General features: G+C 71.0%; 10 protein-coding genes. 4 read left to right on the top strand and 6 right to left on the bottom strand.

Translation table 11 applies throughout. From position 1 onward, the window contains the following. Positions 1-14: 14 nt before the first annotated feature. The 4 genes from A9977_RS02125 to A9977_RS02110 form a co-directional block, all read right to left on the bottom strand. A complete protein-coding gene (locus A9977_RS02125) occupies positions 15-920 on the bottom strand; it encodes a transporter substrate-binding domain-containing protein (protein ID WP_183023360.1) in 906 nt (301 codons plus the stop codon). A gap of 178 nt (positions 921-1,098) precedes the next feature. Beyond that, positions 1,099-1,554: a peptidase dimerization domain-containing protein gene (locus A9977_RS02120; RefSeq protein ID WP_183023206.1), complete on the bottom strand. Its 456-nt coding sequence runs from the start codon at positions 1,552-1,554 to the stop codon at positions 1,099-1,101. An 11-nt stretch (positions 1,555-1,565) separates the two neighbouring features. Next, positions 1,566-3,332, bottom strand: coding sequence for a peptidase M20 (locus tag A9977_RS02115; RefSeq protein ID WP_183023205.1), 1,767 nt, complete (start codon positions 3,330-3,332; stop codon positions 1,566-1,568). 416 nt (positions 3,333-3,748) lie between these two features. Further along, the gene (locus A9977_RS02110) at positions 3,749-4,651 is read right to left on the bottom strand and encodes a LysR family transcriptional regulator (RefSeq protein WP_183023204.1); all 903 of its coding nucleotides are present in this window, start codon (positions 4,649-4,651) and stop codon (positions 3,749-3,751) included. Between the two features lie 168 nt (positions 4,652-4,819). Here A9977_RS02110 and A9977_RS02105 point away from each other — a divergent pair, with 168 nt between their 5' ends. The 4 genes from A9977_RS02105 to A9977_RS02090 are packed head-to-tail and all read left to right on the top strand — an operon-like array spanning position 4,820 to position 10,516. After that, positions 4,820-6,946, top strand: a complete 2,127-nt coding sequence (locus A9977_RS02105) for a 3-hydroxyacyl-CoA dehydrogenase NAD-binding domain-containing protein (RefSeq protein ID WP_183023203.1) — start codon at positions 4,820-4,822, stop codon at positions 6,944-6,946. A 29-nt stretch (positions 6,947-6,975) separates the two neighbouring features. Next, positions 6,976-8,157 carry an acetyl-CoA C-acyltransferase gene (locus A9977_RS02100; protein WP_183023202.1) on the top strand — a complete coding sequence of 394 codons (1,182 nt, stop codon included), beginning with the start codon at positions 6,976-6,978 and terminating at the stop codon, positions 8,155-8,157. A 12-nt stretch (positions 8,158-8,169) separates the two neighbouring features. Further along, on the top strand, positions 8,170-9,366 hold the full coding sequence (locus A9977_RS02095; RefSeq protein ID WP_183023201.1) for an acyl-CoA dehydrogenase family protein: 1,197 nt from the start codon (positions 8,170-8,172) through the stop codon (positions 9,364-9,366). A gap of 10 nt (positions 9,367-9,376) precedes the next feature. After that, positions 9,377-10,516 carry an acyl-CoA dehydrogenase family protein gene (locus A9977_RS02090; protein ID WP_183023200.1) on the top strand — a complete coding sequence of 380 codons (1,140 nt, stop codon included), beginning with the start codon at positions 9,377-9,379 and terminating at the stop codon, positions 10,514-10,516. Here the strand turns inward: A9977_RS02090 and A9977_RS02085 are convergent. Together A9977_RS02085 and A9977_RS02080 are read right to left on the bottom strand one after the other, a co-directional pair. Continuing rightward, positions 10,486-11,142 carry an RNA polymerase sigma factor gene (locus A9977_RS02085; protein ID WP_183023199.1) on the bottom strand — a complete coding sequence of 219 codons (657 nt, stop codon included), beginning with the start codon at positions 11,140-11,142 and terminating at the stop codon, positions 10,486-10,488. The genes A9977_RS02090 and A9977_RS02085 overlap by 31 nt on opposite strands. Next, positions 11,142-22,523: a filamentous haemagglutinin family protein gene (locus A9977_RS02080; protein WP_183023198.1), complete on the bottom strand. Its 11,382-nt coding sequence runs from the start codon at positions 22,521-22,523 to the stop codon at positions 11,142-11,144. The genes A9977_RS02085 and A9977_RS02080 overlap by 1 nt, the downstream gene beginning before the upstream one ends. Between the last annotated feature and the right edge of the window lie 41 nt (positions 22,524-22,564).

Here is a 22,564-nt window from a genome sequence, read left to right as displayed (position 1 = left end):
GCACCATGGGGGCGCTATTCCGACGGCTGGTCGTTGGGATGTGCGTACAGATCCCGCAATTCCGGCGAAGCCGGCCAGGCCAGATTCAGCCCGCGCGGTGGAATGGGTTTTTGAAACCACTTCTGGTGCACCTTCAATATGTCTCCGCTTGTCATCATTTTTATCAGGGCACCGTCGACGATCTTCTTGAGCTGATGGTCTTTCAATCGCATCATGCATCCGTACACTTCGGATGACATCGGCGTGCCCACCACATCCCAATCCTGCGGATTCGCCACTTTTGCGCGCTCGCCGTACAACAGGGCGTCGTCCATCATGAAGGCATCGGCCCTGCCGCTCGTCACCAATTCGAAGGATTCGCCGTGGTCCTTGCCCACCAGGATGCGAAAGCCCTTGGCCGAACGTTCATTGTAGGTTCTCAGCAGCCGCTCGGAGGTCGTTGCCGAAGTCACGGCCACGCGTTTACCCGCCAGATCGGGGAAATCATGGATGCCCGAGGCCCGGTGTGTAAGAAGACGTGTCCCGATCTGGAAAAAAGAGGTGGAAAAAGCGACCTGGCGGGCGCGCTCGCGATTGTGGGTGGTCGATGCGCATTCGATATCCACGCTGCCGTTCTGCACCAGCGCCATGCGGTTCTGCGGCGTCACCGGCACCAATTTGATCGTCAATCCCGGGAGCCCAAGATTCGATTTGAGCGTGTCGACGATCTTCAACATGAGGTCATGTGAAAAACCGACCGCATTGCGCTTTTCGTCGTAATAGGAAAATGGAATGGACGATTCGCGGTGGCCCAGGCGAACGGTGCCGGTGTCCGCAATGCGCTTCAGCGTGTCGATGTCCTGGGAATGCGCTGCACACGTGCTGCCGAGCGCCAAAATGGCAATCAACCGACAAATCACTGACCACCCACGACATGCCATGAGTTGTCTAAAGATCAACGTCTCTTGCGCCTTTGCAGGATTTCGATTCACCACGGCGATCTATGAATTTGAATTGCAGGCCCGTGCAGGCATGTCGACATGATCGAGGCTTTTGCACGACCTGGGTCATTGGCCGGTGCTGCCGGGCACCCGTGCGCCCGGCAGCACCGGCCATGGCTCAACGCAGGGCCAGGCCCGGGTTCACGGTGTAGCGGATATGCGCCGGCGCGCCGGCCGTCACGTCACCCGCCTTGACGCCCCGGAAGGCGTTTTCCGCATCGGCGCCCGCCTTGGCCGCAGCCGTGATCTTGCTCACCACGTCGGCATAGGCCGTCGCGTCGGCCGCCGTCAGCTGCAGTTCGATCAGGCCATCGGAGGCGATGCTGTTTACCGAGTTGCCGCCGGTCACGTTGGTGATGGTGTAGCTGCCATGCGGCAGGTTGGCCTGCTGCAGGAAGATCACCGCGCGCCCCGCGGCGTGAAGGGCGCTGGTGCGACCGTAGTTGCCGCTGCTGTGGCCCCCCGGCCCCTGGAACTCGACCGCGACGGTGCCCGTCTGCTGGGCGTGGGCGGACAGGCCGGCCAGTGTCAACGCGGCCAGGCAGGCCGCCTTCTTCAGAAATTGCGTGTTCATGTGGGTGTTCCTTAGCGCACTTCGCGGGTGCGGTTGCCGATGGGACCGACGGAGGGCTGCACGATGGTGCCGTCCGCGGCGTGGTAGCCGGACTGGATCAGGGTGGCGGTGAGCACACGACGCATGCGCTGCACCTCGAGCTCGGGCGCGCCGCGCGTGCCCCACTCCCAGAAGGCATGACCGCCCGCACCCGCGGCATTGGAGGCCAGGGTGAAGTTGTAGGTCGGCACGCCGGTGTTGGCCGGCACGTTGTCGTTCAGGCTGCCCGACGAGGTGTTGACCGTGGTGCGGGTGTCCGTCCCGGTGGTCAGGCCCGACTGGATGCCGGCATGGATCGCCGGGGTGTTGGGCTGCGTCAGGACGAAGGCGGGACGCAGTCCGTACCAGACCTGCTCCATGGACAGGGCTTGCGCGCTGCCCTCGGTACGGCTGTAACGGGCGTTCTCCGCCATCAGGCCGGCCTGGAACTGCGGCACGATGGAAGCGCGCACCTCGTTGAGGGTTTCCGTGATCGGCGAGCGCATGTCGACTTCCAGCGAGCAGCTAGGCACGACGCTGCTGCCGGCCGCCGGCGCCTCGCAGGATGCGCGGCCGACCGTGTAGGTCGTCCGGGGTGCATCCTTGCGAAGTTCGGAGGGGGTCTTCACCTCGGCGATCTTCGCGATGGCGGCGGCCATGGCTTCCGGCGCGCTCGGGTCGCCGCTGCCGGCCGTGGCCGGCGCCTTGAACTTCATCTCGAAGCGGTAGCTGCCCAGGAAGTTGACGGTGCCGCCGCCTTCCAGGCCCATGCTGGAGACGAAGTTCAGCGGGTTCGATCCGGTGCCCAGGTCCTGCTCGAAGCCGAAGAGCTGCTTCATGCCGGCCAGGTTGCCCTTGCCTTCCTCGCCCGCCGTGCCGCAGATCCAGACGTCGTAGACCGGCCGAATCTTGAACTTCTTCATCGCCGCGGCGAGCACGAAGGCATTGGAGGTGCTGGACATCATGTCGCCGTAGCCCGGCACATACACCCGCACGCCGCCGCCGTCCTTCGCGGCGGCTTCGTTGGCGAAGACCTTGCTGGCGATGCCGTAGTTCGTGTCCTCGATGACCCGGCCGGTCCCATCGAAGCGCAGCACGTCGTTGATCGCGGCGAGCTGGGCCGGCGTTTCGACCACCGGCTGGCTGAAAGGCTGCAGGCGGATCTTGTTGAAGGGATCGCCGGCCGGCGGCAGGCTTTCCGGATTCACCACGTCGATGTGGCCTTCGACCAGCACCTTCGGGAATTGACCGTTGTAATGCTTCGCGGCGGCCGAACTGGAATAGGAGCCCTTGATTTCGACGCAGGCGTTATAGACCGGCAGGCCGTCCACCACATTAACGTCGGTGCCGTACATGATGCCGTCGGCACGGGTCTTGATTTCGGTGGGAGAAAATCCCCACTCGTTCGTCATGCGCTGGTGAATTTCGGCGGCCATACGGAGTTCGGAGCGCGACGGCGAGGCGATTTTCACCAGTTCGAGGAATTGATTCCAGCGCGATTTCGCGGCGGTGGCCGAACTCTGGTCCGCCAGCAAGGCCTTGATTTGCGCATCGCCATCGATCTTGGCCGCAGCCGCGACGACTTCCGGCGGAATGACGAATTTATTGGGATCGGTCGGGGTCGATGGATCCGGGGAAGGCGTGGGGTTTTCGCTCACTGGAGGCGTGGTCGCGACCTGCGTGTCGTTGCTGCCGCCGCACGCGGCAAGGAACAATGCGGCGGTCATTACCGAAAGACGCCAATTACTTATATCGATCATTTCTACTCCTGGAACTACGGATTGATGCAAATCAGCTTGCGCCGGCATTTGCACACGGGGTCGCTCACGAGAATCGGGGCATGCGTACTGGAGCATGGTCTGTGCCAGCTTGTTTACCTCGTAAACCCGAGTTTCGATCTGAAAACCCGCAAATCCGCCGCTTGAAGCGCGCTGGATCGTTCAGACGCGTACGGATATTCGTACAACGCTCAATTACGTCGAACGGAAATCCGTCCGGGATATCTTCAGCGCCAGGATGAGGTGCATTAATTGGCAGATATTTGCCGAATTGCGCCATGTTGGCCCGGCATTTGGCCATTTGCGCTTCCTTGGTGCGGGGGGCTGCCGGGCCGCGTCGACGGCAAAGAAGAAGGTTCAGCGCGCGCTGATGCGCGCCGCCCCGCCAGGCCCGGTCCTCAGGGCCGCCGGCCCTCTTCCTTCGCCCGCGCGAGGATGAAGTCGATGAAGGTCGAGGCCGCGCGCGTGTGGTGGCGGTTGGGCATGTAGAGCATGAACATGCGGGTGCCGAAGATGCTCAGCTGCAGCGCGTCGAGCGCCGTCACCACCTCGCCGCTCGCGATGTCCGGCTGCACCACGTAGTCGGGCACCAGCCCGATGCCCAGGCCGGCCAGGATGGCCTGGCGCAGGAACACGAAGTTCTCCGAGATCAGCGTGGGCTCGAGCAGCAGTTCCTCGCGCTCGCCCTCGGCATAGGCCGACACGCGCAGCTGCTTGCCGACCACCGAGGCCGTGATCACCGGCGCGCCGGCAAGGTCCGCGAGCTGCGTCGGCAGCGCGTGCGCCGCCGCATAGGCGCGCGAGGCGCAGGCCACGTAGCGCACCACGCCCAGCTCGCGCGCCACCAGCGCGGCCGGCGGCTCGGGCATCACGCGGATCGCGAAGTCGACCTCGTCGCGCAGCAGGTCGTCGACCCGGTTCTCGAACATCACGTTGAGCACGATGCCCGGGTAGCGCCGCTTGAAGTCCAGCAGCCAGTCGGACATCACCAGCTGGCCGTAGCCGCTGGGCACGCTCAGGCGCACCTGGCCGCGCAGTTCGTCGCCCAGCGAAGACACCGACTCGCGCGCGGCCAGCAGCTCGTTCTGGATCCGGCGCCCGTGCGCATAGAGCCGCAGGCCGATCTCGGTCGGCTCGGCACGCCGGGTGGTGCGGCGCACCAGTTGCGCACCCACCGAGCGCTCGAGCTGCGCCAGGTGGTAGCTCACGTTGGCCCGGCTCATGCGCAGCCGCCGCGCGGCCTCGCTGAGGTTGCCCGCGTCCAGGATCTCCACCAGCAGCGCGAGCGCGCTCAAGTCCATCTCCGTTGCCATGCTTGCGCTGCCCTCGCCGGTTGATTGTCAAAAATTCTTTGACAGCATGTCAATCAGCCATCCCATTGTCAAGACGCCCTGGGCCCCGAAGAATGCGGCACCGGCTCCTTTCCCAGGCCGTGCCTCGGCACGCGCCGCCCGCACGAGACAACGACGATGACCGACGCCCTTCCCTCCTCTCCCTCCCCCGTGAACTACCGCATCGCCGACGGCGTCCTGGTCGTGACCGTCGACAACCCGCCGGTCAATGCGCTGAGCGCGGCCGTGCGCCGCGGCCTGCTGGCCGCCATCGAAGCGGCCGAGGCCGATGCCTCGGTGCGCGCCCTGCTGCTGGTGGGCCGGGGCCGCGGCTTCATCGCCGGCGCGGACATCCGCGAGTTCGGCCAGGCGCCGCAGCCGCCCGCGCTGCCCGAGGTCTGCCGCCGGCTCGAAGGCTGCGCCAAGCCCGTGATCGCCGCGCTGCACGGCGCCGCGCTGGGCGGCGGGCTCGAGGTCGCGCTGTCGGCGCACTACCGCATCGCCTTGCCCGACGCCAGGCTCGGCCTGCCCGAGGTGCTGCTGGGCCTGCTGCCCGGCGCAGGCGGCACCCAGCGCACGCCGCGCCTGATCGGCGCCAAGGCCGCGCTCGACCTCATGCTCAGCGGCCGCCACGTCGGCGCGAAGGAAGCGCTGGCGCTGGGCCTGGCCGACCAGCTCAGCGAGGCCGGCGATGCCACGCAAGCCGGCCTCGGCTACGCGCGCGAACTGCTCGCCCGCGGCGCCTTGCCCCGTCCCACGCGCGATGCGAGCGGCCTGCAGGACCGCGCCGCGAGCCAGGCCGCGATCGATGCCGCGCGTGCCGAAACCGCGAAGAAGGCGCGCGGCCTGTTCTCGCCGCTGAAGATCGTCGACGCGGTGCAGGCCGCGCTCGACCAGCCCTTCGACGACGGCCTGGCGCTCGAACGGGCGGCCTTCACCGAATGCCTGGCCAGCCCGCAGCGGGCCGCGCTGATCCACGCCTTCTTCGCCGAGCGCGAAGTGGCCAAGGCGCCCGAGACCCGCAGCGCCAAGCCGCGCCCGCTCGCCCACGTGGGCATCGTGGGCGGCGGCACCATGGGCGCGGGCATCGCGGTGTCGGTGCTCGACGCGGGCCTGCCCGTGACCATGGTCGAGCGCGACGAGGCCGCGCTGGCGCGGGGCCGCGCCAACGTCGAGAAGGTCTACGACGGCCTGGTCGCCAAGGGCCGCCTGAGCGCCGAGGCCAAGGCCGCGGTGATGGCGCGCTTCGACGGCAGCACGCGCTACGACGCGCTGGCCGAGGTCGACCTGGTGATCGAGGCCGTGTTCGAGGACATGGACGTCAAGCTCGCGGTCTTCGCCGAACTCGACCGCGTGTGCAAGCCCGGCGCGCTGCTCGCGACCAACACCTCCTACCTCGACATTGACCGCATCGCCGCCGCCACATCGCGCCCGGCCGACGTGATCGGCCTGCACTTCTTCTCGCCGGCCAACATCATGAAGCTGCTGGAGATCGTGGTGTCCGCCACCACCGGCGCCGAGGCCGTCGCCACCGCCTTCGCGCTCGCCAGGCAGCTGAAGAAGGTGCCGGTGCGCGCCGGCGTGTGCGACGGCTTCATCGGCAACCGCGTGCTCGCGGTGTACCGCGCCGCGGCCGACCACATGATGGAAGACGGCGCCTCGCCCTACCAGATCGACCAGGCCCTGCGCGACTTCGGCTACCCCATGGGCCCGTTCCAGGTGGCCGACCTCGCGGGCGGCGACATCGGCTGGGCCACGCGCAAGCGCCGCGCCGCCACGCGCGACCCGAAGGCGCGCTACGTGCAGATCGCCGACCGCCTCTGCGAGCGCGGCTGGTTTGGCCAGAAGACCGGCCGCGGCTTCTACCGCTACCCCGAAGGCGCACGCACCGGCCAGCCCGACCCCGAGGTGCTGGCCATCGTGGAGGCCGAGCGCGCCCGCGCCGGCGTCACGCCGCGCCCCTTCAGCGATGCCGAGATCGTGCGCCGCTACATGGCGGCGATGGTCAACGAGGGCGCCAACGTCGTGCACGAAGGCATCGCGCTGCGCCCGCTCGACGTGGACGTGGCCTTCCTCTCGGGCTACGGCTTCCCGCGCTACCGCGGCGGCCCGATGCACTACGCCGACACGGTCGGCCTGGCCACGGTGCTGGCCGACATCGAGGCCTTCGCCAAGGAAGACCCGATCTTCTGGCAGCCCTCGCCGCTGCTGGTCGAGCTGGTGGCGCGCGGCGCCGACTTCGCGAGCCTGAACAAGACCGAATAACCCACCCCTTCATTTCCGGAGACCACACCATGCGCGAAGCCGTCATCGTTTCAACCGCCCGCACCCCGCTCACCAAGGCGCACCGCGGCGAATTCAACATCACGCCCGGCCCCACGCTGGCCGCCTTCGCGGTGCGCGCCGCGGTCGAGCGCGCGGGCATCGACCCCGCGCTGATCGAGGACGCGGTGCTCGGCTGCGGCTACCCCGAAGGCCGCACCGGCCGCAACATCGCGCGCCAGAGCGTGATCCGCGCCGGCCTGCCGATCGGCATCGCGGGCACCACGGTCAACCGCTTCTGCGCCTCGGGCCTGCAGGCCATCGCGATCGCCGCGGGCCGCATCGTGGTCGACGGCGCGCCGGCCATGATCGCGGGCGGCGTCGAGAGCATCTCGGGCATCCGCTCGCGCGAGGACGGCGAAACCGGCATCGACCCCTGGATCCAGCAGCACAAGCCGGACCTCTACCTGTCGATGATCGAGACCGCCGACATCGTGGCCTCGCGCTACGGCATCAGCCGCGAAGCGCAGGACATCTTCTCCGCCGAGAGCCAGCGCCGCACCGAGGAGGCCCAGCTGGCCGGCCGCTACCGCGACGAGATCGTGTCGGTCACGACCACCATGGCCGTCACCGACAAGGCCACGGGCGCGGTGACGCAGCGCGAAGTCACGGTCGATGCCGACAACTGCAACCGCCGCGGCACCACCTACGAGGCGCTGGCCAAGCTCGCGCCCGTCAACGGGCCCGACAAGTTCATCACCGCCGGCAACTCCTCGCAGCTGTCCGACGGCGCCTCGGCCTGCGTGCTGGTCGAGGCCAAGGAGGCCGAGCGCCTGGGCCTGAAGGCCCTGGGTGCCTTCCGCGGCATGGCCGTGGCCGGCTGCGAGCCCGACGAGATGGGCATCGGCCCGGTGTTCGCGGTGCCCAAGCTGCTGCAGCGCCATGGCCTGAAGGTCAGCGACATCGGCCTGTGGGAACTCAACGAGGCCTTCGCCTCGCAGTCGATCTACTGCCGTGACAGGCTCGGCCTGCCGGACGAACTGCTCAACGTCAACGGCGGCAGCATCTCCATCGGCCACCCCTTCGGCATGACCGGCGCGCGGCTCGCGGGCCATGTGCTGATCGAAGGCAAGCGCCGCGGCGCGAAGTACGCGGTGGTCACCATGTGCATCGCCGGCGGCATGGGCGCCGCGGGCCTGTTCGAGATCTTCTGAACGACTGCCTTCATGGACCTGAATTTCACCCCTGAAGAAGAAGCCTTCCGCCGCGAGGTGCAGGCCTTTCTCGCGGCCAAGGTGCCGGCCCGCCTGTCGGACCTGGTGCGCAGCGGCAAGCGGCCGGCCAAGGCCGACATGGTCGAGTGGCACGCGATCCTCAACGCGCAGGGCTGGCTGGGCAACCACTGGCCCAAGGAGCACGGCGGCCCGGGCTGGACCGCGATCGAGAAGTTCATCTTCGAGAACGAGTGCGCGCTCTACGGCACGCCGCGCGTGGTGCCCTTCGGCGTCAACATGCTCGCGCCAGTGCTCATCAAGTACGGCAACGAGGCGCAGAAGCGCCACTGGCTGCCGCGCATCCTCGACGGCAGCGACTGGTGGTGCCAGGGCTATTCGGAGCCGGGCGCCGGCTCGGACCTGGCCTCGGTCAAGACCACCGCGGTGCGCGAGGGCGAGCACTACGTGGTCAACGGCCAGAAGACCTGGACCACGCTGGGCCAGCACGCCAACATGATCTTCTGCCTGGTGCGCACCTCGAAGGAAGGCAGCAAGCAGGCGGGCATCAGCTTCCTGCTGGTCGACATGGCCTCGCCCGGCGTCGAAGTGCGACCCATCATCACGCTCGACGGCGAGCACGAGGTCAACGAGGTGTTCTTCACCGACGTGCGCGTGCCGGCGGAGAACCTGGTGGGCGAGGAAAACAAGGGCTGGACCTACGCCAAGTACCTGCTGACCTACGAGCGCACCAACATCGCGGGCGTGGGCTTCTCGGTGGCGCTGCTGGAGCGCCTGCGCCGCACCGCCGCCACGCAGCGCCGCAACGGCCGCCCGCTGGCGCAGGACCCGCTGTTCGCCGCGCGCCTGGCGCGCGCCGAGATCGACCTGGAGAACATGAAGACCACCAACCTGCGCGTGCTCGCGGCCGTGGCCGGCGGCGGCGTGCCCGGGGCCGAGAGCTCGATGCTCAAGATCCGCGGCACCGAGCTGCGGCAGGAGCTGTCGTCGCTGATGCGCCGCGCGATGGGCCCCTATGCGCAGCCCTACATCGAGGCCGCGCTGCACGAGGGCTATGGCGAGGCGCCCGTGGGCCCGGCCGACGCGGCCGGCGCCGCGGCGCTGTACTTCAACAACCGCAAGCTGTCGATCTTCGGCGGCTCCAACGAAATCCAGAAGAACATCATCTCCAAGATGATCCTGGGACTGTGAGCGCGACACCATGAACTTCGAACACACCGAAGAACGCCGCATGCTGGCGGAAACGCTGGACCGCTTCGTGGCCGAGCAGTACGGCTTCGCCACCCGCGACCACATCGCGCAGTCGACGCGCGGCTTCAGCACCGAGCTCTGGCAGCGCTTCGCCGAACTCGGCGCGCTGGGCGCGCTGTTCGGCGAGGCCGAGGGCGGCTTCGGCGGCGACGGCTTCGACATCGCCGTGGTCTTCGAGAGCCTGGGCCGCGGGCTGGTGGTCGAACCCTTCCTGGGCGCGCTGGTGGTGGGCAGTGCGATCGCGCGGGCCGGCGGCACGGCGCACAGGCCGCTGCTGGACGCGGTGATCGAAGGCCGCACCGTGGCCGCGCTGGCGCACGACGAGCCCGCATCGCACTACGAACTCGCGAACGTGGCCACCACCGCGCGCCGCAGCGGCGAGGGCTGGCGCCTCGACGGCGCCAAGGCCGTGGTGCTGCAGGGCGAGCAGGCCGAACTGTTCCTGGTGAGCGCGCGCACGGCCGGCGAACAGGCCGACGAGGCCGGCCTCTCGCTGTTCCTGGTGCCGCGCGACACCGCGGGCCTGTCGCTGCGCGGCTACCCGCGCGTGGACGGCGGCCGGGCTGCGGAGCTCACGTTCGACAAGGTGGTGCTGGGCGCCGAGGCGCTGCTGGGCACCGAAGGCGAAGGCTTCGCGCTGCTCGAGCACGCGGTCGGCCGCGGCCTGCTCGCGCTGTGCGCCGAATCGCTGGGCGCGATGGACGCGGCGCGCCAGGCCACGCTCGAGTACCTGCGCACGCGCAAGCAGTTCGGCGTGCCCATCGGCAGCTTCCAGGCGTTGCAGCACCGCATGGCGCAGCTGCTGCTGGAGATCGAGCAGGCCCGCTCGGCCGTGATCAACGCCGCGGCCGCGCTCGACGACGCCGACCGCACGACGCGCGAACGCGCGCTGTCGGCCGCCAAGTTCACCATCGGCCGCGTCGGCACGCTGGTGGCCGAGGAGAGCATCCAGATGCACGGCGGCATCGGCATGACCTGGGAGCTGCCGCTGGCCCACTACGCCAAGCGGCTGGTCATGATCGACCACCAGCTGGGCGACGAGGACCACCACCTGGCGCGCTACATCGCGCTCGGGGCGCAGGCGGCCTGACAGACTGTGGCCGCCGCCGCTGGATGCATCCGGCGGCGCGGGGCCAGGCCGCGGCGCGGCGCGCTCACGCCGCCCGCGATGCGCAGCCCGGTCTGCTGCGCGCAGTGGTCCAGCGACTGGCGCAGCACCGTGTCGACGGTGCGCAGCGAGATGCCGAAATGCGCCGCCACCTCGCTGCGGCTGCAGGCATCGACGCGGATCGCCACCAGCACCGCGCGGTGGCGCCGCGGCAGCTGCTGGAAGGCCTGGTCGATGGCCGCGATCTCCGAGCGCATCTCCGTGAGCTGGGCCGGCCCGGGCGACAGGTCGGCGAGCTCGGAGGCCTCGCTCTCGTCCACGTACTGCCACAGGCTGCGCGTGCGCAGGCGGTCCATCGCGAGGTTGGAAGCCGCGCGATAGACGTAGGCCTCGGGCCGGTCCAGCGCATCGGCCACAGCCTCGCCCAGGCCGAGCCAGAGCTCGTGCAGGCACTCGGCCGCGAACTCGGGGCAGCGCAGCTGCCGCGTCAGGCGCCGGCGCAGCGTGGCGTAGTGGCGCACCAGCACCTCGCGCAGCGGCAGGCCCGGCAGGGCCGGGACGGCGGCGTCGCCGCGCTCCGCCATGGGTTCCACCGTGAGGCCGTGCATCACCGGTCCTGCTGCACGCTGCGGCGCTCGGCCTCGGTCAGGCGCTGCCAGCCGGCGGCGTCCATGTCGGCGCCCAGGCCGACGATCTGCACCATCTTCGAACGGTCGTAGGCCGCGCGGTTCGCGGGCCGGGGCGCGGGTGGGCCCGAGGCGGGCGCGCCCTGGGCGCCCGGCGCCGCGGGTTCGCCGCCGAAGCCCAGCACCCGCACCGTGAACACCGAGGGCAGGGTCTGGCGGGCCGCCGCGCGCTCGCGCTGCAGCACCTCCTGCGCCGCGGCCGCCGCCTGCGATGCCGCCGCGCTGGCGTTGGTCAGCGCGCCGATGTTGACCGCCGCGATCACCGGCAGGCCCTTGATCTCGCCCTTGACCTGGATGTTGTCGGCGTTGAGCACCTGCAGCGCCGCGATGTTGAGGTTGCCCGCCACCCGCAGGCCGGCGTCGCCCGCATTGACCGTGCCCAGCGGCGCGACCAGGTCGACGTCGCCGTCGCCCACGGTGCCGATGCCGCTGCCGCTCATGTCGGAACGCTCGCGCACCGTGGTGTTGCCGTCGACGTCGGTGCCGATGTCCGGGCCGGACGGCACGCGCACGGTCTTCGAGCCCCGGCCCGCGTCGATGTCGCCCACCGTCGACCAGATGATCTGGTCGCTGCCCTGCTGCGTCGCCTCGGGCACGAAGGACAGGATGCGCGAGCGGTTGACCGTCACGTCCTCCCTGGCGAAGACGTTGATGTGGCCCGAGGCCAGCGTGACCAGGCCGTAGCCGTCGGGCACGGTCGCGCCCAGCGCCGCCACCTGCAGGCCGCCGCCTGGCGTGAGCACGTCGATGTCGCCGCCGGCCATGGTGCGCAGCATCAGCTTGTTGGCCGCCACGTCGCCCTTCCACCGGTCGCCCGGGAACAGCGTGGCGATCGCCGCGTAGCCGCGGTTGTAGCCGCCGTTGCGCGGCAGGCCGCCGGTGCCCGGCTCGTTCTGGTCGCGGCCGGCCTCGCGCAGCTCGAGCAGGTAGACCTGGCGCAGGAACTGCTCGCGGGCCAGCGGCTGCAGGGTCTGGAAACGCGCCCAGGCGGCCAGCGGGTCCAGCGTCTCGCCGGTCATGTCCTTCATGTACGAGACCAGGCCGCGGCGCACCGTCTTCTCCTGGCCGTTCGCGCGGCGCTCGACCTGGTCGGTCAGGTAGATCGGCAGCATGCGGCCGTCGGCCGCGCGGGCCTTGAGGTGCTCGGGCATGGCCGCGACCTGCGCCGGATCGAGGTAGGCGCTGGCGAAGGCCTCGTAGCCGGCGGCGTGGTTCATGCCGGCCATCACGGTGATCGCCGCGCCCTGGTCGGGCAGGCCCTTGACCCGGGTGTCGGGCAAGGGGCGGTTGGCGCCGTCGAAGAGCTGGTTGCCGACGCTGCGGATCTGCACGTCGTCGGCATACACGTCGCGCCCGGCCGTCAGCAGCAGCGTGCCCGCGCCCTGCATCACGACGCCGCTGCCGCCGCGCGGGCGCAGCGGCGTCATCGCGAGGATGTCGTTGCCGGCCTCCAGCAGGGTCACGTCGTCGGCGTGGTTGTTGCGCCCGCTCATGCGCAGGCCGCGGATGTCGGTGCCGGCGCGGGTCCAGGTCTGCTCGCTGGCCATCATGTCCAGGCCCAGCACCGAGCCCTGCGAGGCGTAGACGCGGCTGGGCTCGCGGTCGCCGGCCAGCGGCAGCACCTCCGGGTTCTTGAGCTCGCTGTAGCGGCCGCCGGGGAAGGCGCCGATGTCGACGCTGGGCCCCTGCACGTTGCGCAGCAGCGCATCGAGGTTGACCTGGCGGAAGTTGCCCAGCGGCGCAAAGGCCGACGGCATCATCTCCGGCGTCGCGTACGACATGATGATCTCGGCGTAGGGCTCGTTGTTGTAGGTCGCGTTGTAGCGGGTGTTGCCGGCGAGGGCGCGGAGCAGGCTGTAGTTCCGGTTGTTGAAGAACACGTCCTTCTGCGCCAGCAGCCGCACGTCGTTGGTGCTGCCGGGCATGACGAACATCGGCCCCTGGATCTCCAGCGAGCCGTTCATCGCAGTGGCCTGCGTGATCGCCGGGAAGCGGTTGGAGCCCTTGCCGACCAGCCCGTCCTGGGTGGTGGTGGCGCCCTGCAGCGCCACGTCCCTGAAGGCGAACTCCGCCTGGTTGACCAGCGTCAGGTCGCCGCCGGTGGACGACAGCCGCAGCGCGCTGCGGCCGGTGTAGCCGCTCATGTAGGCCTGGTAGTCGTTCTGGTTGCCGGACGCGTTGTAGCCGTCGCCGTAGCGCACCAGCAGGGGGTCGATGACCGCCTGCAAGAGCAGGTGGCCGGCCGTGCGCAGGCTGAGCGTGGCGTCGCCCAGCGAGAGCACCGGCGCCAGCGCGAAGTCGCCGACCACGTCCTGCGTGGTGCTGCCGCTGCTGCGCCGGACCTGGATACCGTGGCCGGTCGCGGTCTCGTTGGCGCGGAGCTCGGCCGCGCCGCGTGCCACGTAGTACTGGCCGCCGCGGATCGCGCCGCCGGCATCGACCGTCATCAGGCCGCCGTTGCGCATTTCCTGCGCCATCGCCGCGCCCGGGCGCAGGCCGCCGCGCAGCCGCAGGTTGGTTGTCAGCATCACGCCGAGGTCGCGCAGGTCACCGCCCGCGCTGACCTTAACGTTGCCCCCACCCAGCGCGCCCACGCCCTGGCGGAACTCGCCGTAGTTGACCCACCAGCTCGACTGGGCGGGGCCCTCGACGATCGGGCCGTAGCTGCCGTCCGGCCGGGTGCCAGAGCGGATCGAGTACTCGCCGAAGTAGCCGTCCTGGTTCACCATGCCCTGGCGGTTGAGCCATTCGGTGTAGCGCTGGCCCGAGGCCTGCGCGCCGATGTCGCCCTGCGCGGCCAGGTCGAGGTGGCCGCCGGCCACGCCGTAGGTGGCGTCGGCGCGCGCGGTCGTGAAGTCGGCCCAGGTCGTCATGTCCTTGCGGCCGGCGGTGTAGGCCACCGAATCCTTGTGCGCCAGCGTGAAGTCGCGGCCGGCGCGGACCGTGAGGTCGCCGGTGCCGGTGCGCAGCAGCTTGCCGGCGCCGTTGTCGAGCGCCGGGTCGGTGCTGGTGTTGGCCGTGCCGATGACGACCGAGCCCGTGCCCGCTGCCAGCCCGGCCAGCGGCCGGAGCGCGAGCCGGTCGGCCGAGGCGAGGTCGGCGCCGGCGACCAGGCGCAGGTCCCAGGAGGCGGCGTCCTGCAGCACGCCGTCGCGCCCGGCCTGGTCGAAGCCGTCGCTCAGGTGGCCGTTCAACAGCAGGTTGCCGCCGGCGCGCAGCGTCAGGCTGCCTTCGCGGCTGGCGGCGAAATCGCGGAACAGGTTCCAGTCGCCGTTCATCACCAGGTCGCCGGCGCTGGCGATCTCGATGCCGGCGGCGATGGCGATGTCGCCGCGGCCCAGGCGCGCGGCCAGCGCCGGCGCCAGGGCGGCGAAGCGCGCGGCGTCGGCGACCGCATCGGCCTTCACCGCGTCGACGCTGCGGCCGTCGTAGTCGGCCACGTCGTAGCCGCGCACGCCTTCGAGCACCGCCGAGCGCGCGCCCTGGATCGCGGTGCGCAGCGCCGTGACCTGCAGGTCACGGTGGTCGGCGCTCTGCCGCGCGCGCAGGCGCACCTTGCCGCCGTCCGCGCCCACCACGTCGATCAGGCCGCCCTGCAGGTCCAGCGATCCGCCGGCGGCGTCGAGCGTGACCCGGCCGCTGCCCAGTTCGCCGGTGGCGCCGGCCCGCAGCTGCGCGCCGGCCTGCATGGCGACGCCGTTGCCGCCGGTGATGCGCACCGCGCCGCCGTAGGCCGCGCGCGCATCGATGCTGCCGCTGATGTCGACGCGGCCCTGGTCGGCCGTCAGCACGAAGTCCTCCACCGTGGTGAGGCCGCCCAGCGCGACGTCGCCCTGGCGGATGCGGAACTGGCGCGAGCGGTTGAAGCCCGCGTCGTTGAGCCGCTGGCTGAAGCCCGCGAAGTCCGGCAGCGCGGCGATGTCCAGCGCGAAGGCGCCGGCCTTGCCGCCGGCGCCGGCCTGCGCGGCGATGGCGCCGTCGAGCACCACCGTGCCGCCGCCCGAGGCGGCCAGGCTCAGCGTGCCGGCGCTGCCGCCGTCCCGGTGCGCGGCCAGGTTGAGGCGGCTGCCGGCGGCCAGGCGCACGTCACCGCCCAGGGCCGAGAGGCTGATGCGGCCCGCGTCGGCGAAGTCGGCGACGTCGAAGAAGTTCTTGGCGAAGCCGCCCACGTCGAGCCGCGCGCCGTCGGCCACCACCACGCTGCCGCCGGTGGCGCCGAGTTCGATGCTGCCGCCCAGCGCCAGCGCCTGGCTGGCGAACAGCAGGTTGCGCCCGCTCAGCGACAGGCGCGAGCCCAGGCTGTCCTGCGGCGCCGCCGCCGCCGTGCCGGACGAAGCCGACGCCAGCACCTGCAGGTCGCCGGTGGTGGCGATCGACTGCACCGCGCCGCCGCGGCCGGTCAGCAGCGGCGTGCGCAGCGTCAGCGCGCTCGCGCCCGACAGGCTGCCCTTGCCTTCGCCGACGATCTGCTCGCGCGCGGCCAGCTCGATGCGGCCGAAGCCGGCGAAGGCCTTGTCGCCGCCGCCCAGCACCAGCGTGCGGGTGTCGAGGACGAAGGCGCCACCGGCCTGCGCGGGATCGACGGCGGCCGCGCCGCCGCTGTTGGCCAGGGTCACGGTGTCGCCCTGGATCCTCAGGTCGCCCGGCGCGCGGCTGGCGAAGGTCGCGCCGTCGAAGGTCAGCGCGACCAGGCCGGCGGCGCCGAGGTCGAGCGAGCGGTAGAAGTCGAAGCTCGAGTAGCTGCGCAGCGTGAGGGCCTTGGCGTTCGACAGCTGCGCCAGCGTGGCCGTGTCCAGCAGCATGCCTTCGCTGCCGCCGCCGAAGCTGATGCGGCCGGCCGCCACCGACAGCCGCTCGGCCGAGAGCCGCGCCGAGCCCGCCAGCTCGGTCGTGCGGGTCGCGTCGATCAGCAGCGAGGCGCCGCCCTGCAGCACCGCGCCTTCGCCGATGCGCACCCGCCCGCCGGTGGTGGTGTCCACCCCTTCGCGCAGCACGGTGGTGGCGTCGCCGTTCGACAGGCGGACCAGCGCGCCGTGGTCGCGCGCCGGGCTGGTCAGCACGTCGTCCTTGGTGTCCTTGGCGTCGATCACGCCATCGTTGTTGTCGTCGAGGTTGCCGTCGGGGTCGGTGTAGACCGCCGCCACGCGCGGCTTGACGACCAGCTTCCCGCCGCCGGGCGAGACCGTGCCGACGGCGCGCAGCACGCTGCCGCTGTCGATGCCGACCTGCTCGCTGGCCGCCAGGATGATCTCCGGCCCGCTCAGCGCCGAGCCGGCGCCGTTGCGCACCACGATGTCGGTGGCCGTCACCTCGAGCCCGAGGCCCTGCGGGTTGCCGATGCGCTTGCCGCCCACCAGCAGGCTGCCGGCGCCGAAGTTCGACAGGCTCGCCGCGTCGATGACCAGGTAGCCGTCGGCGCGCAGGTCGGCCGCATCCAGGCCGCGGCCGACGATGGCGATCTTCTGGCCGGCAATGTCGACCAGGCCGCCGCGTCCGCCCGTGTCGGGCGCGGACTTCAGGCTGCCGTCCAGCACCAGGCTGGCGGTGGCGTCGAACACCACCGCGCCGCCGTCGCGCGCCAGCCGGGGCGTGACGATGTCGCGTCCGGTCAGGCGGTACTGCGTGAGCCTGAAGGCCTCGGACGAGAAGAAGGCGTTCGATGCGGCCTCGTTGTACTCGGTGTACTGGCGCAGCGTCGCGCCCGACATCACGCGCCAGCCGGTGGCGGGCGCGTCGCTCACCGGGCCCAGCGCGTCGCCGGCCCGGCCCTGCACCACATGGCTGCCGTCGGGCTGGGTCGAGGCCCGGGCCGCCGTGCCCAGCCAGGCGCGGCCGTTGTCCTGCACCGCGAAGGCGCCGGGCAGCAGCGCGTAGCGGGCCGGCAGCAGCGTGTACCAGCCGGCCGCGAGGCCCGGGCTGCCGGCCAGCCAGACGCGCCGGCCCGCCGGCGCACCGGCCACCGGCGCCGCGCTGCCGTAGCCCGGCAGCACGGCGTACATGCCGGGCACGTTGAGCACGTCGTGCGAGCCGCCCGGGCCCGGCACGAATTCGGCCGCGAACAGGTCGCCGCCGCCGCTGATGTCGAGCACCGCGCCCGCCGCCAGGCCGACCTCCGGCGCCTTGAGCGTGATGCGCTTCTCGGGCGGCGCGACCAGCGCGCCCTCGGACGGCGTCACCGTGTTCGGCGCCTTGCGCGGGTCCTGCCAGTGCTCGTTGTTGATCAGGCTGCCGTAGGGCACGTTCAGGCCCGCGCCCGAGACCGAGCTCAGGCTGCCCGCGCCCAGCGTCAGGCGCTGGCCGGCGACCAGCTCGATCTGGCCGAAGGGTGCGCGCAGCACGCCGTTCTGTTCGATCACCGGCGCTTCGAGGCGCAGCGTGCCGCCGGCCGACAGGGGCGCGGGGCCGGCCTCGCCGAAGCGCTCGACGGTGATCGAGTCGCCGGCGCGCAGGATGCCGGTCATGCCGGTCGACGGATAGACCTGGCCGGCGCGCACGACCAGGTCGCCGTCGACGCCGAGCGTGATGTCGGTGTTGAGCGCGCCCGAGAACTGCGCCGGGAATTCGCCGATGAAGCGCAGGTCCTGGCCCTCGATCACCGTGCGCGCGAAGCCGCCGATGCGCATGCCCGCGCCGGGCGCGTTGCTGCCCTGGATGTCGATCAGCTGGCCCTTGAGCGTGAGCTGGCCGCCCGACTGCGCGGTGTTGGCGGCCGGGGTCGCGCCGCCGCCGATGCCGCCGAGCATCAGGTGCGGCGCGCTGAGGCTGGCGCTGCTGCCGTTCAGGCCGCTCAGCGTGCCGCCGATGGTGATCGAACGGCCCGCCTGCAACTGCACGTTGTTCAGCGAGACCTTGCCGTTGAGCGAGAGGTCGGCGAAGCCGCCGTCGGCCAGCGACTTCTGCGAGACATGCGAACTGGCCGAGACCTGCACGTCGCCGATCTGGATCCTCTGCGTCGCCGTGGCGTTCGAGAAGAAGTGGGTGTTGAGCAGCTGGACCACGCGGGCGTCCAGCACCGGGTTGGCTTCCCACGGCTTCTGCACGGTCACGCCGCCACCGCCGCTCCCCCCATCGTCGATCAGCATGCCGCTGGCCTGCACCGGCGACAGGTTGGTCAGGGCCGTGCGCATGGCGGCCGTGAGCCGCAGCGGCGCGGTGCCGTACTCGTCGAAGATGTCCAGGTCGAGTGTCGTGTAGAGGCCGTTGCGGATCACGCCGGCCTTGTCGCGGTAGTAGAGGCGCGTGGGCACGGTGATGCCGCCCGCCGGCTTCACGCCGCTGTCGGTCAGGGTCAGCGCGCCGCCGCTGGCGGAGGCCCCGCCCGCATGGCCGGCCAGGCGGCCGTCGAGCGCGAGCGCGCCCTGCACGCGGATGCTGCCGCCGTCGCTGTCCAGCCGCAGCAGCGGCGTGCCGGCGGCCTCGCCACCGAAGCGGCCGGCCGCGGGGCTGTCGACCTGGCCGCTGCTGCCCGAGACGTCGACCAGCGAGCCGGCCTGCAGCGCCACGCTGGCCAGGTCCGTCATGCCGCCGACCAGCTCGATGCGCCCGCCGTCCAGCACCCGGCCGCTCAGCCGGCCCTTGGCATCGGGGGCGATCAGCGCGGCGCCGCGCGCCAGCAGTTGCGCGTCGGCCTCGAGCGTGACCTGCCCCGCCTCGACCGTGATCGCGCCGGCCGGCGCGCTGAGCGTGCCCTGCACCGTGACGGCGCCGCCTTCGGCCTTGAGCTGGATGCGGCCGCCGGTGTCGACACCGACCGATGCACCGGCGCCGATCGTGATCCGGCTCGAGGTGTTGCTCAGGCTCAGCTCCGAGGGCTTGCGTGCGAAGCGCTGCGCTGCCGGCAGCCGCACGGCCGGCGCGGCATCGGCCAGGCGGGCGCCGCTGGCCAGCAGGCGGTGGTCGAAGCCGCCGGTGTCGAGGCTGAACGGCACCAGGCTGAGCACGGCGCCGTCGGCCACGCCGATGTCGGCCCGGCCCGCGATGCTCACCACGCCGAAGCCGCGTTCGGTGTAGAGCGTTTCCGGCAGCCAGAGGCGGGCCGGGTCGTTGCGCTCGCCGCCGAGCTGCACCACCGCGCCGGTGCTGATCGCGAGCCGGCCGGCGGAGCCCGCCGCCAGCGCGCGCATGTCGAGCGCGCCCAGGTCGGTGCGCCCGTCCACGCCGTCGAGCGTGATCAGGCCGGCCTGGCCGACCCGCAGCGTCGGCAGGCCGCGGGCGCCGGTGTCGACCCGTCCGCCGCCCGAGACGTCGAGCACGGCGCGGCTGTCGACCTCGAAGTCCTTGGCCGACAGCAGGATGCTGCCCCCGTCCATGGCCCAGCGCGCGGGCTGTACGCCGTCGAGCCAGGTGTTGATCCACTGGCCGCCGGTGTCGAAGCGGCCCTGCGCGCCGATGCGCAGCGTGCCCATCGCCGCCAGCGCGCTGATGTTGCCGCCGGGCGCGCGCAACGTGCCGTCGATGGTGACGGTGTTGGTCGAGTTCTCGAACTCGTTGATCATCAGGCTGGCACCCGGCGCCATGTCGAGCACCGCGCCTTCGGCGAGCGTGAAGTCGCGCCGCATGTGGAAGGTGATCGAGCCCATGCGCGACTGGCTCAGCGTGTCGTCCAGGATGTAGCTCAGCTTGCCCGGCTCCTCGTTGCGGCCCGGGCGCGGCGCGGCGATGAAGTCGGCGCCCAGCACCGAGGTGGAACGGAAGTCGGCCGCGAGCCGGTGCGGGTCATGGCTGACGACCAGGTCGCCCAGCGACCAGGGCCGGTCCTCGACGCTGCCGCCGCCGAACTCGAGCCGGCCGCCGCCGTTCTTCGAGGGCTGCTTCTGCTGGCGTTCGCCGACCACCACGCCGCCCGCATAGTCGCCTTCGAGCACGAAGCCTTTGCCGGCGAAGAGCACGACCGAGCCGGCATTGCGGCCTTCGGTGTAGCCCGCTTCGATCGCGTTGCGCCCGATCAGCGGGGAGACGAAGGCCTCCGACACGCCCCAGCGCTGGTGCACCTGGGTGTAGCGGCCGGCGATACCGGTGTAGTCGCGGTCGGAGAAGGCCTTGTCCATGGCATAGACGCGGCCGTCCGCGCCCATCAGCTTGGTCGCGGTGTTCAGGCCGTCGCTGTAGCGCACCGATCCACCCGAGACGTCGAACAGCGAGCCGGGGCGCGAGATGAACTCGCCGCCGGCGCGCACGGTGATCCGGCCCGCATCGGTCGAGAGCTCCTTCATGTCGGTAATGCCGACCCCGACCCAGCCGGTGACGTCACCGATCGGCGTGCCTGCCCAGGCGCCCGGCACCATCACGCCGGCGCTGTTCTTGACCCATTCGACGCCGGCCATCGGGCCGTCGGTGAACACGCCCGAGGCCCGGCGGTCGACCATGACCTTCTTGCCGCGCACCCAGGAATCGAGCAGCAGCGGCGAATCGCGCAGTTCGTTGATGCGCAGCTCGGCCTCGACGAAGTTGCGCGACATGTCCACGGCCGCGCCCTGGATGCCGGCCACGCTGACGTAGGCGCCGGCGTCCAGGTAGACGCGGCTGCCGTCGCCGAAGCTGCCGGGGCGGTAGCCCGGCAGCTGCGTGTAGAGCGGGTTGACCGCCGACTCGATCTCGATCGTGCCCGAGGGCGCGAGCACGCCGGCGCGCGGCCGCAGGTCGATCAGCTGGCCGTAGAGCGCGATGCGGCCCGGCTGGTAGCGGGTCGCCAGCGCGGTGGTCTCGATCAGGCTGGTGTCGCTGGCGTCGGGCATGACCCGGGTCACGCTGCCTTCGCCCAGCGTCAGCGTCCCGGCCAGCCAGTTGATCAGGATGTCGTGGTTGTCGCTGTTCTGGTAGGCGTGCGTGCCCTGGCCCCAGGCGCGCAGCAGGATGGAGCCATTGCGGTTGTTGAGCGCGGTGCTCGCCGTCAGTACGCCGTTCTGGTGGATGTCCTGCGCCTGCAGCGTGATGTTGCCGCGCTCGGACTGCACGATGCCGCTGTTGCTCACGTCGTAGCCGATGGCGGCGGTGCGGGCCGCCATGCCCGGCAGCACCGCGTCGCGCAGGCCCTGCACGAATTCGCGGTTCCACTGCACCGGATTGCTGGACAGCGCGTTCTCCATGTGCGTCCAGGCGAAGGCCCAGCCCGGCACGGCCGAGACCGCGACCTCCAGGCCGCGCACGCCGTTCTTGTCGCCCAGCTTGGAGGTGTTGATGTGCACGTTCTCGCCGGCCGCCAGGATCACCTGGCCGTCGGGTGCGGACACCGTGCCCGCGTTGTGGACCTTGGGCGCGAACAGCATGATCTTGCCGCCCGCCTCGACGGCCAGTTGCGCGCCGGCCTGCACCTGCACCGCGCCGGGCGCCGCGCCCGGATCGAAGCGCGCCACGCCGCCCAGCGTGTCGGGCGCGCCATCGACGCCCTTGACGAAGCCCAGGTTGATGTCCGGACGCTCGGCCGTGAAGAGGCCGAACTGCGGGATCGCGAACGCATCGGCCTGGCCCTGGTAGGCATCGTCGAAGTACTGCGACTTGTTGATGCCGAGCTTGAACTGCTTGTCGCTCAGCGCCAGCGAACTCGCCACCAGCGAACGCGTGTTGACCTGCGCGCTGCCGTTGAAGACGATGCCGTTGCGGTTGACGATGTAGACCGACCCGTCGGCCTGGATCTGGCCCGCGATCTGGCTCGGCTTGCCACTGGGGTCGTTGATGCGGTTGAGCGCGATCCAGCCGTTGGTGCCGTCGGCCTTCGCGCCGCCCTTCTGGTCGAACTTCACCGTGGTGTTCCGGCCCACGTTGAAGCTCTCCCAGTTGAGGATCGCCTTCTCGTCGGTCTGCTCGATGCCCACCACCGTGCGCCCGCCCGCGGCGCTCTGCACCGGCGCCTTGGCGTTGAGCCAGCCGGCCGTGAGGCTGTTCGTGTCGACCTTGAGGCCGCCGTCGACCAGGCCATCGGGCACCGTGGCCGTTCCGTTCAACGCTGCCAGCCGTGCCGCTTCCTGGGCCGCCTGCTGCGCCGCGATGCCGCGTGCCGCGAGGTTGAGGTTGTCGAGCGAGCGCTGCATCTGCGCGTTGTCGCGCTGCTGCGTGGGGTTCGTGAGGCTCGACACCGGCTGGCCGTTGGGCAGCCGGCCCGTGGCCTGTGCCGTGCCCTGGATCACGTTCTTCTGCGCCAGCCAGGCCGCGCCCAGCGCGCGCTGCGCGTGGGCATCGGCGAGCACGCCGCCCGTGGCCAGCACGACGGCGATCGCCCGCGCGATCGGCGCCAGCCTGCGTTGCGATCGATGCGGTGCGCGCAACGTGCGCGGGGTCGTGGGGGCCTGGGGTTCGCGTCTGCTCATCGGGTGTCCAGTCGAAGGTGGGGATCGGTCTCACGGCGCCA

It is taken from the genome of Variovorax sp. UMC13 (assembly GCF_014170375.1).
GTDB lineage: Bacteria > Pseudomonadota > Gammaproteobacteria > Burkholderiales > Burkholderiaceae_C > Variovorax.
The sequence above is the reverse complement of the archived record's forward strand: the minus strand, read 5'-3'. Positions and strand labels throughout refer to the sequence as shown.

What these genes read in the sequence shown, in the direction of transcription:
- A9977_RS02125 (WP_183023360.1), bottom strand. Translation starts at nt 920, where the DNA reads ATGGCATGTCGTGGGTGGTCAGTGATTTGTCGGTTGATTGCCATTTTG.
- A9977_RS02095 (WP_183023201.1), top strand. Translation starts at nt 8,170, where the DNA reads ATGGACCTGAATTTCACCCCTGAAGAAGAAGCCTTCCGCCGCGAGGTG.
- A9977_RS02100 (WP_183023202.1), top strand. Translation starts at nt 6,976, where the DNA reads ATGCGCGAAGCCGTCATCGTTTCAACCGCCCGCACCCCGCTCACCAAG.
- A9977_RS02085 (WP_183023199.1), bottom strand. Translation starts at nt 11,142, where the DNA reads ATGCACGGCCTCACGGTGGAACCCATGGCGGAGCGCGGCGACGCCGCC.
- A9977_RS02115 (WP_183023205.1), bottom strand. Translation starts at nt 3,332, where the DNA reads ATGATCGATATAAGTAATTGGCGTCTTTCGGTAATGACCGCCGCATTG.
- A9977_RS02110 (WP_183023204.1), bottom strand. Translation starts at nt 4,651, where the DNA reads ATGGACTTGAGCGCGCTCGCGCTGCTGGTGGAGATCCTGGACGCGGGC.
- A9977_RS02090 (WP_183023200.1), top strand. Translation starts at nt 9,377, where the DNA reads ATGAACTTCGAACACACCGAAGAACGCCGCATGCTGGCGGAAACGCTG.
- A9977_RS02080 (WP_183023198.1), bottom strand. Translation starts at nt 22,523, where the DNA reads ATGAGCAGACGCGAACCCCAGGCCCCCACGACCCCGCGCACGTTGCGC.
- A9977_RS02120 (WP_183023206.1), bottom strand. Translation starts at nt 1,554, where the DNA reads ATGAACACGCAATTTCTGAAGAAGGCGGCCTGCCTGGCCGCGTTGACA.
- A9977_RS02105 (WP_183023203.1), top strand. Translation starts at nt 4,820, where the DNA reads ATGACCGACGCCCTTCCCTCCTCTCCCTCCCCCGTGAACTACCGCATC.